Annotated in this window: 12 protein-coding genes; 6 read left to right on the top strand and 6 right to left on the bottom strand. The window is 68.1% G+C overall.

What is annotated here, in order from left to right:
* From EV646_RS29880 to EV646_RS29895, 4 genes are read right to left on the bottom strand one after another with little or no spacing between them, the layout of a single operon-like run.
* Positions 1–822 carry a carbohydrate ABC transporter permease gene (locus EV646_RS29880; RefSeq protein WP_132154455.1) on the bottom strand — a complete coding sequence of 274 codons (822 nt, stop codon included), beginning with the start codon at positions 820–822 and terminating at the stop codon, positions 1–3.
* A complete protein-coding gene (locus EV646_RS29885; protein WP_132154457.1) occupies positions 819–1,799 on the bottom strand; it encodes a carbohydrate ABC transporter permease in 981 nt (326 codons plus the stop codon). Before EV646_RS29885 ends, EV646_RS29880 begins: the two co-directional genes overlap by 4 nt.
* Positions 1,796–3,181 carry an extracellular solute-binding protein gene (locus tag EV646_RS29890; RefSeq protein ID WP_206752050.1) on the bottom strand — a complete coding sequence of 462 codons (1,386 nt, stop codon included), beginning with the start codon at positions 3,179–3,181 and terminating at the stop codon, positions 1,796–1,798. Before EV646_RS29890 ends, EV646_RS29885 begins: the two co-directional genes overlap by 4 nt.
* Positions 3,178–3,978 (bottom strand): NAD-dependent epimerase/dehydratase family protein, encoded by an 801-nt coding sequence (locus EV646_RS29895; RefSeq protein ID WP_158291046.1) that lies wholly within the window; start codon positions 3,976–3,978, stop codon positions 3,178–3,180. Before EV646_RS29895 ends, EV646_RS29890 begins: the two co-directional genes overlap by 4 nt.
* 144 nt (positions 3,979–4,122) lie before the next feature.
* Here EV646_RS29895 and EV646_RS29900 point away from each other — a divergent pair, with 144 nt between their 5' ends.
* From EV646_RS29900 to EV646_RS29910, 3 genes are read left to right on the top strand one after another with little or no spacing between them, the layout of a single operon-like run.
* A complete protein-coding gene (locus tag EV646_RS29900) occupies positions 4,123–5,352 on the top strand; it encodes an ROK family transcriptional regulator (RefSeq protein ID WP_132154463.1) in 1,230 nt (409 codons plus the stop codon).
* On the top strand, positions 5,349–6,494 hold the full coding sequence (gene dgoD / locus EV646_RS29905; protein ID WP_132154465.1) for a galactonate dehydratase: 1,146 nt from the start codon (positions 5,349–5,351) through the stop codon (positions 6,492–6,494). The genes EV646_RS29900 and dgoD overlap by 4 nt, the downstream gene beginning before the upstream one ends.
* Complete coding sequence (locus EV646_RS29910) at positions 6,488–7,738, top strand: glycoside hydrolase family 27 protein (protein ID WP_241996409.1); 1,251 nt, start codon at positions 6,488–6,490, stop codon at positions 7,736–7,738. Before dgoD ends, EV646_RS29910 begins: the two co-directional genes overlap by 7 nt.
* Here EV646_RS29910 and EV646_RS29915 read toward each other — a convergent pair.
* Positions 7,731–8,498, bottom strand: coding sequence for a 3-hydroxyacyl-CoA dehydrogenase (locus EV646_RS29915; protein ID WP_132154467.1), 768 nt, complete (start codon positions 8,496–8,498; stop codon positions 7,731–7,733). The two genes, EV646_RS29910 and EV646_RS29915, sit on opposite strands and share 8 nt — an antisense overlap.
* Positions 8,495–9,646: an acyl-CoA dehydrogenase family protein gene (locus tag EV646_RS29920; RefSeq protein WP_132154469.1), complete on the bottom strand. Its 1,152-nt coding sequence runs from the start codon at positions 9,644–9,646 to the stop codon at positions 8,495–8,497. The genes EV646_RS29915 and EV646_RS29920 overlap by 4 nt, the downstream gene beginning before the upstream one ends.
* A gap of 85 nt (positions 9,647–9,731) precedes the next feature.
* Here EV646_RS29920 and EV646_RS29925 point away from each other — a divergent pair, with 85 nt between their 5' ends.
* The 3 genes from EV646_RS29925 (at position 9,732) to EV646_RS29935 (ending at position 12,973) form a co-directional block, all read left to right on the top strand.
* Positions 9,732–10,316, top strand: coding sequence for a TetR/AcrR family transcriptional regulator (locus EV646_RS29925; protein ID WP_132154471.1), 585 nt, complete (start codon positions 9,732–9,734; stop codon positions 10,314–10,316).
* Between the two features lie 17 nt (positions 10,317–10,333).
* Complete coding sequence (locus tag EV646_RS29930; RefSeq protein ID WP_132154473.1) at positions 10,334–11,995, top strand: DUF7800 domain-containing protein; 1,662 nt, start codon at positions 10,334–10,336, stop codon at positions 11,993–11,995.
* A gap of 93 nt (positions 11,996–12,088) precedes the next feature.
* Positions 12,089–12,973 (top strand): S1 family peptidase, encoded by an 885-nt coding sequence (locus tag EV646_RS29935; RefSeq protein ID WP_132154475.1) that lies wholly within the window; start codon positions 12,089–12,091, stop codon positions 12,971–12,973.
* Positions 12,974–12,981 lie beyond the last annotated feature (8 nt).

Genomic DNA, 12,981 nt, shown 5'->3' on the forward strand with positions numbered 1-12,981 from the left:
TCATTTGATTCCCGAGGTGGCGAAGCCGCTGACGAAGCGGCGTTGCATGAACATGAAGAGCACCAGGACGGGGAGCACGTACATCACTGCGCCGGCCGCGACCAGGTTGTTCATCGGCAGGCCCTTGTCGTTGACGTAGCCGCTCGCCATCGCCACCGCCAGGGTGGTGCTGTCCTGGCTGAGGAACATGGCCGGCCCGACGAAATCGCCCCAGGCACCGGTGAAGGAGAGGATCACGCTGGCCGCGATCACCGGCCAGGACTGCGGCAAGAAGATCCGCCAGAAGATCCCGACGTACCCGCATCCGTCGATGATGGCGGCCTCCTCCATCTCCCGCGGGATGCCGGCGAAGAACTGCCGGAACAGGAAGATCAGGAACGCGCTGCCGCCGAGTCCCCAGGCCACCCACGGCCAGTAGGTGTTGACCATGTGCAGCTTGGCGAAGATCAGGTACGTCGGTACGAGCGTGACGATGCCCGGCAGCATCATCGTCGACAGCAGGATCACGAACAGTTGCTTCTTCCCGGGCGCGGTCAGCCGGGCGAAGCCGAAGCCGACCCAGGCCGAACTCAGCGTGGTCAGCGTGGTGGTGATGAACGCGATGGTCAGCGAGTTCTGCGTCGCGCCGATGAAGTTGACCTTACTGATCGCGTCGGTGTAGTTCGAGAACTGCGGATGCGACGGCCACCAGGTGGGTGGGAACGACGCCATCTCGGCCGGCGACTTCAGCGAGGTCTGCACCAGCCAGTAGATCGGGCTGAGCATCGCGAAGACGACGGCGCCGAGCACGATGTACAGCGCCCAGCGGTAGGTCCGGGTCATTTCTTCCCCTCCGGCTCGACGGTGTAGAACACGGTCTTGGCGCTGACCTTGATGATCACCAGCGTCACCAGGAGGATCACGGCGAACAGCATCCACAGCATCGCCGAGGCATAGCCGAACCGGGATGCGGAGAAGTACTGCGCGAACACGTGGATCATGTACATGTAGTTGCCCTGCGGCACTGTCCCGGCACCGCTCAGCGAGCCCGACGACAGCAGCAACGGTGCGAACGACTGCAGCGAGCCGATCACCCCGGTGATGATCTGGAACAGGATCACCGGCGACAGCAGCGGAATCGTGATCCTGGTGAAGGACTGCCAGTACGACGCTCCGTCGACCTGCGCGGCTTCCTGCAACTCACGGGGAATGTCCTGCAGGCCGGCCAGCGAGATGATCATCGAGCCGCCACAGCCCCACATCACCAGCCCGTACAGGACATAGCGGGCATTCGGATCCACCAGCCAGGTGATCGGATCCAGACCGAGACTGCTCAGGATGCCGTTCGCGGCACCCGCGTCCCGGTCGAAGATCAGCCGGAACGTCAGCGCCGCACCCACCGGCGGTACGACGGCCGGCAGGTAGATCAGCGCCCGGAACAGCCCGCGGGCCTTTATCGGCTGGTTCAGGATCACCGCGAGCAGCAGGCCGGCCAGGATCCCCAGCGGCACCGTCACGAGCGTAAACACGCCGGTCTTCGCCAGCGAGCTGATCGTCAGCGGGTCGTGGAAGATCTCGATGTAGTTGTCGAAGCCGACGAAGTGCGTCTTCGGCGACAACCCGTCGGAGTCGGTCAGGCTGAGCCAGAACGCATAGCCCAGCGGGAAGACCGTCAGCGCGACGAACCCGATGATCCACGGCGCGACGAACAGGTAGAAGGTCCGCGCCTTGCGCAGGGTGGGCGGCTTCTTGCCGCGCGCCGGCCGCTCGACGGCGGCCGGCGCGGCGGTACGTCGTACCTCGGTGAGTGCGGAGCTCACCGCAACCGCTTCTTTCCGTCGGCGAGCTGGGCGTTGATCTGCGAGTTCAGCGTGTCGGCCAGCTGGCCGGCGGTCGTCGTACCCTTGATTGCCTTGGGCAACTCACGGGTGATGACGGTGTTGATCGCGTCCTGCCGCACGTACGGCGTGAAAGACATGACGGAGAAGTACTGCTTCTCGGCCATCTGCGTCTCGTAGGCCTGCTTCTGGTACGGCAGCTTCTGCGGCATGAGCTTCTGCAGCGACTTCAGCGGCGGGATACCCCAGCCACCGGTCGCCCGCGCCTTGGCCGGGTCGCCGGCCATGAACCACTCCAGCACCGCGAACGCAGCATCCTTGTTCTTGCTCGCCCTCGGGATCCACAGGCCGGTCCCGCCGAAGCAAGGGCTGATCCGCCGGCTGGTGTCGAACTGTGGCGCCGGCGCGAAGCCCGCGACCTTGGCGGACTTGGGGTCGCCGGAGAACAGTCCGCCGAGCCAGTAGCCGCTGAGGGTAGACGCCATCCGGCCGGCTTGGAAGGTCGGTCCGTCCCAGCCGTTCGGGTCCGGGTTGAGCACCGTCGGACCGATCCCCGCCTTCGCGTAGTCGAGGTACCAGTTCAGGGCCCGCTGGGCCTCCGGGCTGCTGAAGTCGACCGACGCGAGGTCGTCGGCGGACAGCTTCCCGCCGGCCAGGTCGGTCAGCCAGGCGAACTGGCTGAACAGGCCCAGCCCGTTCGGGTTGAGGCCGTAGACGCTGACCTTGGCGCCCTGCCGCTTGGTCAGCTTCTTGCCGTCTTCGAGCAACTCGTCGAGCAACATAGGCGCGGTCGGGCTCGGCCGGGTCACACCCGCCGCGTCGAACAGCCCGCCGTTGTACCAGATCGTGCAGTCCTGCGAGTAGTCCTTCGCGAATCCGTACCGCGGGCCGGCGCCCTGCTTCTGGCCGTCGTACCGCCAGACGTCGTTGACCGGGTCGATGTCGTCGGCCTTGATCAGCGTGCTCTTCGCGAAGTACGGATCCAGGTTCTCGGCCACCTGCCGCGCGACCAGGTACGGCGTCTCGAGCGCGCCCATGCCGCGGACGACGTCCGGCGGGTTGCCGCTGGCAAGCATCGCGGTCAGCTTGGTCAGGTCGTACTCGACCGTCTTCACCGTGATGCCGAGGGCCTGCGAGGCCGCCTTGGCCTCCTTCGGGCCGAACTCACCCGACTGGGACATGACGGTCACTGTCCCCTTGGCGGCCGAGCCCGAGCTCGAGCCCGCGGCGGCCGGTGTGTTCGTCGAAGACGCCGGTGAGCAGCCCACCGCGAGTGCACCACCGGCCGCGGCGCCGGAGAGAGCAAGGAACCGGCGGCGGGACAGCCCGGGGTTCGTCGTGGTCATGTCAAACCTCTCATTCATTTCGAAATCTCTGAGTCGTCGAAGAGGCGGCAGACGGGACCGGAGGAGGGTCCGGCGGCGTCGGCCAGAAGTTCGCTGTCGTCCTGCGGGCGGTAGCCCAGTTCGGTTCGTGCCGAGGTGATGTCCCAGTGATTGCGGGTGTTGGCCGAGACGCCGAAGTGCACGCCATACGGCTCCCGCGCGCGCAGCGCCGCGAGCATGAGCCGGCCGGCGTCGCCGTCGGAGAGCCATTGCCCGAGGTAGCGCCGCTCGCCCAGTCCCCAGCCGGTCAGGCCGAGTCGCACGCAGGTGACCGAGGCGCCGGTCCGGTCCGCATGTGACTTGGCCAGTACTTCCATCACGACCTTGCCGAGGCCGTACGGACAGCACGGGCGGGGATCGAGCCGCGGGCTCACCGGCCAGTACGCAGGGCGGTTGTACTCGCCCATGGCATGCACCGAACTCGCCAGCACGAGCTTCGGTACGCCGTGCGCGGCGGCTGCTTCGAGCACCACCTGTGCAGTTCGCACGTTGGCGGCGTACACGCTGTCCCAGCTCTGCCACGGGCTGCCGTTCGCAGCCAGGTGCAGGATCGCGTCCGCTCCTTCGAACGCCTTGTAGGCCGCATCGGGGTCGCCGATGTCCGCCTGCCGGGCCTCCACGCCGTCGCCGGCGGGTACGGCCCGGTCCGGTATCGCCCGATCGACCAGGCGCAACCGGTAGTGCTGCCGCAGGTGTGGCAGCAGCACGCTCCCCACGCGGCCCAGCCCGCCGGTGACTACCACCAGCGGTGCGGGGTCGTTCCGCAGTGCGTCCATGCCTGTCATCCATGTCGCCTGGCCGGGCCGATACCCGAGCTGTGTCCGGAATTGTTCGAGCACTTCCGGGTTTGTGTCAAGAGTGTGAACGAACTATGTCAACTTTATTGACGCCGGAACGGCGGCCGGACGATACTCGACGACGTGGCGAAGGACACGGGATCTCTGCGGGCGCTCCGGCGCACCAACTCCGAACGGCTGCTGTCAGCCCTGATGGAGCACGGCGCGCTGCACCGGGCCGAGCTGGCCCGGATCTGCGGCGTGTCCCGCACGACCGTGTCCACGATCGTCGCCGACCTGGTGATGGGCGGCGTGGTGATGGAGGTCGTCGGCGACCAGGTCGCCGAAGCCGGCATCGACGCGTCCGAGGTGGACGGGCGGGCCCGCGGATTCCTGCAGGCCAACCCGGCCGCGGGGGCGGCAGCAGGCCTGGACTTCACCCTCGAGCGCGTCTGGGGCCACGTCACTGACCTCTCCGGTACGACGCTCGCCAGCGACGGCGCGACCGTCGCCCGCGACACCCCTTGGCAGGAGCGGTTGACGACCGGGCTCGCCCTGCTCGACGAACTGCTGTCCAAGGCCGCACTCGATCGTGACGCCCTGGTGGGTGTTGCGATCGGTGTACCGGGTCCGATCGACTTGCAGAGTGGCGTGGTCGGCCCGTCGCTGCCCGGTCAGGCCTGGGCGGGGGTGAACGTGTCCGCCGAGTTCGGCCGGCATCTCGCCGTACCGGTGCTGGTCGGGAACAACACTCGGCTGGAAGCGGTCGCCGAGTTCACCTGGGGAGCGGGCAAAGGTGCCCGGGATGTCTTGTATCTCGGGCTATCCACCGGGATCGGCTCCGGATTGCTTGTCGACGGCAACCTTCATCACGGTGGTGCGCGCGGTGGCGGTGGCGAGGTCGGGCACATCTCGGCCGACCCGGCGGGCGCGCCCTGCCCGTGCGGGAACCGCGGCTGCCTGGTGCAGTACGCGTCGCTGAACGCCGTACTGAAGGCCTTGTCATTCGGGGACATCGACGAGCTCCTGGCCGCCGCGGAGGCCGGGGACGACGACACCGTGCGGGTGCTGCGCGAGGCCGGCGAGCACACCGGCCGGGTGCTGGCGAACATCTGCAACCTGCTCAACCCGGAGCGGATCATCGTCGGCGGTGAGCTCGCCCGGGCGGGCGACCTCGTGCTGGAGCCGATCCGCGCCACCCTGCGCCGGTCCGCGATGGCGCTCACCCGCGACGCCGACGTAGTGGCCGCGGAGCTCGACCTGGGCGCGCGGGCGGGAGCCTCGGGCGCCGCCGCCCTGGTCCTGCGACAGACCGATCAGCTCGTCGCCGCGCTCCTGGCCGGCGCGGAACTCAAGTCGAATGAGGCAGTGTGAAGATCGTCGGGTACGAGACATTTTTGGTAGCGCCGCGGTGGCAGTTCCTGCGGATCGACACCGACGAGGGCATCAGCGGCTGGGGTGAGCCGATCGTCGAAGGGCGGGCCGAGGCGGTCCAGGGCGCGGTCACCGCACTGATGGAGTATCTCGTCGGCACGGATCCGCTGCGGATCGAGGACCACTGGCAGACGCTGGCCAAGGGCGGTTTCTATCGTGGTGGACCGGTGCTGTCGAGTGCCCTTGCCGGGATTGATCAAGCCCTCTGGGACATCAAGGGGCGGTACCACGAGACGCCCGTACACGAGCTGCTCGGCGGTCCGGTCCGCGACCGCGTCCGCATGTACACCTGGGTCGCCGGTCGCGACACCGCCGCTCTCATCGACGACGCACAAGCCAAGGTGGCCAAGGGATTCTCGGCGGTCAAGCTCAACGTCTCCGATGCGCTGCCCGCAGTCCCGTCGGCGGCCGAGATCCGCACGATGGTCGCCCGAGTCGAGGCTCTGCGCGACGCTCTTGGCGACGAGATCGACATCGCGCTCGATCTCCACGGCCGCTTCAGTACAGCGGCCACCCGGCGGATCCTGCCGCTGCTCGAACCACTGCTGCCGTTGTTCGTCGAGGAGCCGGTGCTGCCGGAGTTCGCCCGCGATCTGCGCCGGATCACCGACTCGACCAGCATCCCGATCGCGACCGGCGAGCGGCTGTACTCCCGCTGGGACTTCCGCGACGTCCTCCCGACCGGCATTGCCGTCGCCCAGCCCGACCTCTCGCACGCCGGCGGTATCTCCGAGGTACGGCGCATCGCCGCGATGGCCGAGGCCTACGATGTCGCGGTGGCTCCACACTGCCCATTGGGCCCCATCACCTTGGCGGCAAGCCTGCAGATCGACCTGGCGACGCCGAACTTCCTGATCCAGGAGCAGAGCCTCGGCATCGAGTACGGCGGCGGTAGCGCACTCCTCGACTACCTCGTCGACCCGCAGGTGTTCAGCTTCGTCGACGGACACATCGAGCGGCTCGCCGGTCCCGGACTCGGCATCGAGGTCAACGAGGACGCCGTACGGGCTGCGGCTGCCGACCCCCACACCTGGAGGTCTCCGATGCTGCGGCACTCCGACGGTTCCTTCGCCGAATGGTGACCCGCGCGCAGACCCCGCCGATGGGGTGGAACAGCTGGGACTGCTTCGGTACGACGGTGACCGAGGCCGAGGTGCTCGCGAACGCACAGGTGATGCACGACAAGCTGCTGGCGTCCGGCTGGGACACCATCGTCGTGGACATCGCCTGGTACGACCCGACGGCACGGTCGCACGGGTACAACACCGACGCGCCGGTCGTCCTGGACGACTACGGCCGCCAACTGCCGGCGCCCAACCGCTTTCCCTCAGCGGTCGAGGGCGCCGGCTTTGGACCACTCGCCGCCAAGGTGCACGAGCTCGGGCTGAAGTTCGGGCTGCACATCATGCGCGGCATCCCGCGCCGTGCGGCCGAGCTCGACCTCCCGATCTTCGGCACGGAGTTCACCGCCCGGGAGGTCGCGGATCCAGAGCACGTGTGCACCTGGAACCCGGACAACCTCGGGCTGAACCACGACCACGCCGGCGCCCAGGCGTACTACGACGCGCAGGTCGCGCAGTTCGCCGCCTGGGGTGTCGACTTCATCAAGGCCGACGACATGCTCGCGCCGTACCACGACCGTGAGATCGCTGCGTACGCACGCGCGATCGAGCGCAGCGGCCGGGACATCGTGCTGTCGCTGTCGCCGGGCACGCACCTGTCGACTCACCATCTCGAGCATCTGCGAGCCAACGCACAGATGTGGCGCATCTCGGACGATCTGTGGGATCGCTGGGAGGACGTGCACGCGCAGTTCGCCCGGCTCGCGCGCTGGTCGCCGTTCCAGCAGGAAGGTGGTTGGGCCGACGCGGACATGCTGCCGCTCGGCCGGATCGGGATTCGGGCCGAGCGTGGTGACGACCGGTCCAGTCGCCTGACCTGGGACGAGCAGAAGACGCTGCTGACGTTGTGGGCGATGGGCCGATCGCCGCTCATGATGGGTGGCGACCTGCCGACATCCGGCGACGAGACGCTCGACTTGCTCGCCAATCCAGCGCTGGCAGAGGTGCTGCGGACGTCGTCCGACGGTCGCGAGGTGATCCGTGAGCCGATGGACGACGGTGAGCTGATCGTGTGGACGGCGGGCCCGTACGTCGCCATCTTCTGGACCGGCGCCTCCTCGCGGAAGGTGACCGTGCCACTGGCGTCACTCGGCGCCGGCGCTTCGGGAGCGCACGACCTGTGGGATGGCGCCACACAGGACGTGAGTGAGCAGCTCGAGTACGACGTACCCGCGCATGGTGTGCGCTGGTTGCGGCTTACCTAGGAGGCATCCGGAGAGCGCCGTCCAGGCGGATCACCTCGCCGTTGAGCAGCTGGTTGTCGACGATGTGGGCGACCAGCGCGGCGTACTCCGACGGGCGGCCGAGGCGGGACGGGTGCGGGACCTGCTGCTCGAGCACGGTCCGGGTCTCCTCGGGCAGGCCGGCCAGCATCGGTGTCTCCATCGTGCCGGGCGCGATGGTGACGACGCGAATGCCCTTGTCCGCAAGGTCTCTCGCCGCGGTCAGGGTCAGGCCGACGATGCCGCCCTTGCTGGCCGCGTACGCCGCCTGCCCGACCTGACCGTCGTACGCCGCGATCGACGCGGTCATCACCACGACGCCGCGATCGCCGTCGTCGCCCGCCGGCTGGGCGACCATCCGCTCGGCGGCGAGCCGCAGCACGTTGAAGGTGCCGATCAGGTTGACCTCGACCACCTGCCGGAAGGTTGCCAGCGGCAACGGACCCTTGCGGCCGACGACCCGGCCGGGAGTGGCGATTCCGGCGCAGGTCACGACGACCTTCAGCGGGCCGAGCTCTGCAGCTTTATCGAGCGCGGCCGTGACGGCGGCCTCATCGGTGACGTCCGCTGGTGCGAACACCACCCGGTCGCCCAGCTCGTCCGCGATCGCCTTGCCGCCCGACGAGGACAGGTCGACGATCACGACCCCGGCTCCCGCCGCGGCCAGCCGCCGTACGGTGGCTTCGCCGAGACCGGAACCACCGCCGGTGACGAGGGCGACATCGGACGAGGCAAGCTTCATGAAACGCTCCTGAGCAGGTCGCGGCTGATCACCAGCCGCTGGATCTGGTTGGTTCCTTCGAAGATCTGGGTGACCTTGGCCTCGCGCATGTAGCGCTCGGCCGGGAACTCGCGGGTGTAACCGTAGCCGCCGAGCACCTGGACGGCGTCGGTGGTGACCTTCATCGCGGCGTCCGTGCAGACCAGCTTGGCGATCGCTGCCTGCTGGGTGAACGGCCGGCCGAGGTCCCGCCGCCGGGCCGCCTGCAGGTACGTCGATCGCGCGGACTCGACCGCGGCCGCCATGTCGGCAAGGAGGAACTGCACGCCCTGGAAGTCCGCGATCGGATGGCCGAACTGCTGGCGCTCGAGCGCGTACGACGCGGCGACCTCGAGGGCGGCCTGGGCCAGACCGGTCGCACAGGCCGCGATCCCGAGCCGGCCGGAGTCGAGAGCGGACAAGGCGATCCGCATCCCGTCACCCTCGTCGCCGATGCGGTTGGAGCGCGGGACCCGAACCTGGTCGTAGTTGACCAGCGTGGTGGTCGACCCGGTCAGGCCCATCTTGCGCTCGGGCGCGCCGAAGCTGAGGCCGGGAGACGACGCCGGCACGTGGAAGGCGGAGATGCCGCGCTTCGGGTCGTCCGACGTACGCGCGAACGTCGTATAGAAGTCGGCGTGTGAGCCGTGGCTGATCCACGCCTTGGTGCCGGACAGGACGTACTCGTCGCCGTCGCGGACCGCCTTCGTGGTGAGCCCGCTGATGTCGGAGCCGGCCTGTGGCTCGGACAGCGCGTAGGCGCCGAGCAACTCTCCGCCGACCATGTCCGGCAGCAGGCGTGCGCGCTGCTCCTCGGTCCCGAGGGTGGCGACGGCGTAACTGGTCATGGTGTGGACGGACACCCCCACGCCGACCGACATCCAGGCGGCGGCGATCTCCTCCAGCATCTGCAGGTACACCTCGTACGGCTGCTCGGCGCCGCCGTACTGCTCCGGGTAGGGCAGGCCGAGCAGGCCGGCCTTGCCGAGGGTGCGGAACGCGTCCCGGGGGAACGTCTCGCTCTCCTCGGCCTGAGCAGCGTACGGCGCCAGCTCGTGTTCGCACAGGTCACGGACCAGGGCGAGCAGGTCAACGGATTCTTCGGTCGGCAGCAACCGGTCGACAGCCATCAGGCACCCCTCTCAACGGCTGCCAGAATGATACTCCAAACGATACTGAAGACCATACTTCAGTATCGTTCTATGCTGTCTCGATATGACGACAGTCGTTCCGGGACGCCGTACCCGCAGGCAGTCCGAGCTGCTCGATCGGCTCCTGTCCCTGTTTCTCGAACAAGGCTTCAGCCGGTTCACCCTGGACGACCTGGCCGCGGAGCTGCGCTGCAGCAAGACGACCCTGTACGCACTCGCGCCGAGCAAGGAGCAGCTCGCCGTCGAGGTGGTCAAGCACTACTTCAAGAATGCCACCGCCCAGGTGGAAGCGGCGGTCGCGCGGCAGACCCGGCACGACCGGCGGATCGCGGCGTACCTGAACGCGGTCGCGGACGCGCTGCGGCCGGCCAGCCGGACCTTCCTGGACGACGTGGCGACGTTCGCCCCGGCCCGGTCGGTGTACGAGCGGAACACCCGGATCGCGGCGGATCGGGTCCGGACCCTGATCGAGGACGGGATCAACAACCGGGCGTTCCGGCCGGTCGACATCGCGTTCGCGGCGGAGATGATCGCGCACACCATGCAGGCGATCCAGCGCGGCGACATCGCCCGCCGGACCGGGCTGAACGACGCCGAGGCGTACCGGGAGCTGGCGTCCTTCGTGCTTCACAGTTTGCGGCTGGATTGACACGGTAGCGTTTCTGGATGGAACTCAGGCTGGGGCCACTGCTGCGGTACGTGGACGATACGCGCGCCACGGTGTGGGTGGAGACCAGCGAGCCCTGCGAGGTCGAAGTGCTCGGGCATCGGGCCCGGACCTGGTCCGTGCACGGTCATCACTACGCGCTGGTGCGGATCGAGGGCTTGTCGCCGTCCAGCGAGACGCCGTACGACGTTCGGCTCGACGGGTCGCTGGTTTGGCCGGTTGATGGTGGCTACGGCCCCAGTGTGATCCGGACGCCGCGCGCGGATGGGACCTTCCGGTTGACGTTCGGGTCGTGCCGGCGGTCGGCGCCGTTCGACTTTCAGGGGTTCAAGGAGTTCGGGCCGGACGCGTTGGTCGCGCTGGCTGAGCGGATGGCCGGCGGCGCTGACGAGCCGCCCGACGCGATCCTGCTGCTGGGTGATCAGGTGTACGCCGACGACCCGTCGGACGCCGTACTTGCGAAACTGCGCGAGGCGCATGGTGGTCGGCAGGGGTCCGAGGTTGCTGACGAGATCGGCAACTTCGAGGAGTACACCTGGCTGTACGACGATGCGTGGACGACGCCGGCCGTGCGGTGGCTGTTCTCCACGGTGCCGTTGTGCATGCTGCTCGACGACCACGATCTGCGTGACGACTGGAACACCTCGCTGACCTGGCGCCGCTGGGTGACCGCCCAGCCGTGGTGGCGCGATCGGGTGATCGGCGCCTACGCGTCGTACTGGGTCTATCAGCACCTCGGCAACCTGTCGCCCGAGCAACTCGACCAGGATCCGACGTACCGGGCGATGCTCTCGATCGAGGATGACGACGAACGTACGGCGTACTTGGACAGCTTCGCCTGGACCGCGGACGAGGACCCGGCCTCGACCCGGTGGAGCTTCTACCGCGACTTCGGCGACGAGTCCCGCGGGGTCCGGCTGGTCGCGGTCGACTCACGCTGCTCCCGGCACCTCGAGCCGGACGAGCGCGCGATGGTCGACGCCCACGAGTGGGAGTGGGTACGCGCGTCCACGGTCGAGGCATCGCGGCCGATCCACCATCTGTTGCTGGCCTCGACTCTGCCCTTTCTGCTCGCGCCTGGGCTGCATCACCTGGAGGGGTGGGACGAGGCGATCTCGTCCGGGGCGTGGGGGCCGCGTGCGGCGCGGGTCGGCGAGAAGATCCGGCAGGGCATGGACCTGGAGCATTGGGCGTCGTTCCGGAAGTCGTTCGACGACGTGACCGCCCTGCTTTCTTCGCTCGTGCGCGGGGAGGATCCGCCGGCGTCGATCCTGATGCTGTCCGGTGACGTGCACTGCAGCTATCTGGCCGAGGCTCAGCTGACCGCAGTACCGCATCCTGGTACGGCGATCCGCCAGCTGACCATGTCTCCGTTCCGGAATCCGATCCCCCGGCACATCCGGTGGGCGAACCACCTGCTCGACACTCGATGGATGACGACGCTGCTGCACAAGCTCGCGCGGTCGGCTCAGGTCCGGGACGTGGCGGCGGACTGGCGGATCGCTCACGGACCGTGGTTCGAAAACGGCGCGATGACGCTGATTTTGTCCGGTGAGGACTGGACCGTGGACGTCGACCACGCCTCGCTGGACGGTGATCGGCAGGTGCTGCGGACGACGCTGACGTACGGAGGATTACCCTTACGCTCCGAATTCGCCTGAATACTCAACGGGTCAGCGGGGTAGTACTGCACTCGGTTTAAGTCAAGGACGCTCCCGCCCCGTGTTGCGTCCTCATCGTGAGGAGGCTGAACCGTGAAGTTTTCACCCATCCGCCGTACCACCGCGATCCTGGCCGCTGCCGGGCTGACCGCCGCCGGTCTGCTCGCCAGCCAGGCCTCGGCCGCACCCATCAACCCGTCGACGCTGTCGGCGACCGCCATCACCGCGACCCTGACCAAGGACGCGTCCATCCCGGGCACCGCCTGGCAGACCAACCCGGACGGCCGGATCGTCGTCTCGTACGACGACACGGTCACCGGTGGGAAGCTGACGGCGCTGACCAATGTCACCAAGCAGTTCGGCGACCGGATCTCGCTGGAGAAGATCTCCGGGAAGCTGACCAAGTACATCGCCGGTGGCGACGCCATCTACGGCGGGCAGTACCGCTGCTCGCTCGGCTTCAACGTCCGCAGCGGCAGCACGTACTACTTCCTGACCGCCGGCCACTGCGGCAACATCGCGTCCAGCTGGTACTCGAACTCCAGCAAGACCACCCTGCTCGGCACCGTCACCGGGTCGAGCTTCCCGGGCAACGACTACGCGATCGTGAAGTACAGCACGTCGTACACGAACCACCCGGGTGTGGTCGACCTCTACAACGGCTCGAACCAGGACATCACCTCGGCCGGCACGGCGTACGTCGGTCAGGCGGTCAAGCGCAGCGGTAGCACCACCGGTGTGCACAGCGGTTCGGTCACCGCGACCAACGCCACGGTGAACTACGCCGAGGGCTCGGTCAGCGGCCTGATCCGGACCAACGTCTGCGCCGAGGGCGGCGACTCCGGCGGCGCCCTGTTCGCCGGCACCGTGGCCCTGGGCCTCACCTCCGGCGGCTCCGGCAACTGCTCCTCCGGCGGCACCACGTACTTCCAGCCCGTAACCGAAGTCCTCTCCCGCTACGGCGTCAGCGTCTACTGACGTCCAAC

Source organism: Kribbella antiqua (assembly GCF_004345665.1).
GTDB lineage: Bacteria > Actinomycetota > Actinomycetes > Propionibacteriales > Kribbellaceae > Kribbella > Kribbella antiqua.

Coding starts and splice junctions, on each gene's coding strand:
- EV646_RS29880 (WP_132154455.1), bottom strand. CDS start 822: ATGACCCGGACCTACCGCTGGGCGCTGTACATCGTGCTCGGCGCCGTC.
- EV646_RS29890 (WP_206752050.1), bottom strand. CDS start 3,181: ATGAATGAGAGGTTTGACATGACCACGACGAACCCCGGGCTGTCCCGC.
- EV646_RS29895 (WP_158291046.1), bottom strand. CDS start 3,978: ATGGACGCACTGCGGAACGACCCCGCACCGCTGGTGGTAGTCACCGGC.
- EV646_RS29910 (WP_241996409.1), top strand. CDS start 6,488: ATGGTGACCCGCGCGCAGACCCCGCCGATGGGGTGGAACAGCTGGGAC.
- EV646_RS29915 (WP_132154467.1), bottom strand. CDS start 8,498: ATGAAGCTTGCCTCGTCCGATGTCGCCCTCGTCACCGGCGGTGGTTCC.
- EV646_RS29920 (WP_132154469.1), bottom strand. CDS start 9,646: ATGGCTGTCGACCGGTTGCTGCCGACCGAAGAATCCGTTGACCTGCTC.
- EV646_RS29925 (WP_132154471.1), top strand. CDS start 9,732: ATGACGACAGTCGTTCCGGGACGCCGTACCCGCAGGCAGTCCGAGCTG.
- EV646_RS29930 (WP_132154473.1), top strand. CDS start 10,334: ATGGAACTCAGGCTGGGGCCACTGCTGCGGTACGTGGACGATACGCGC.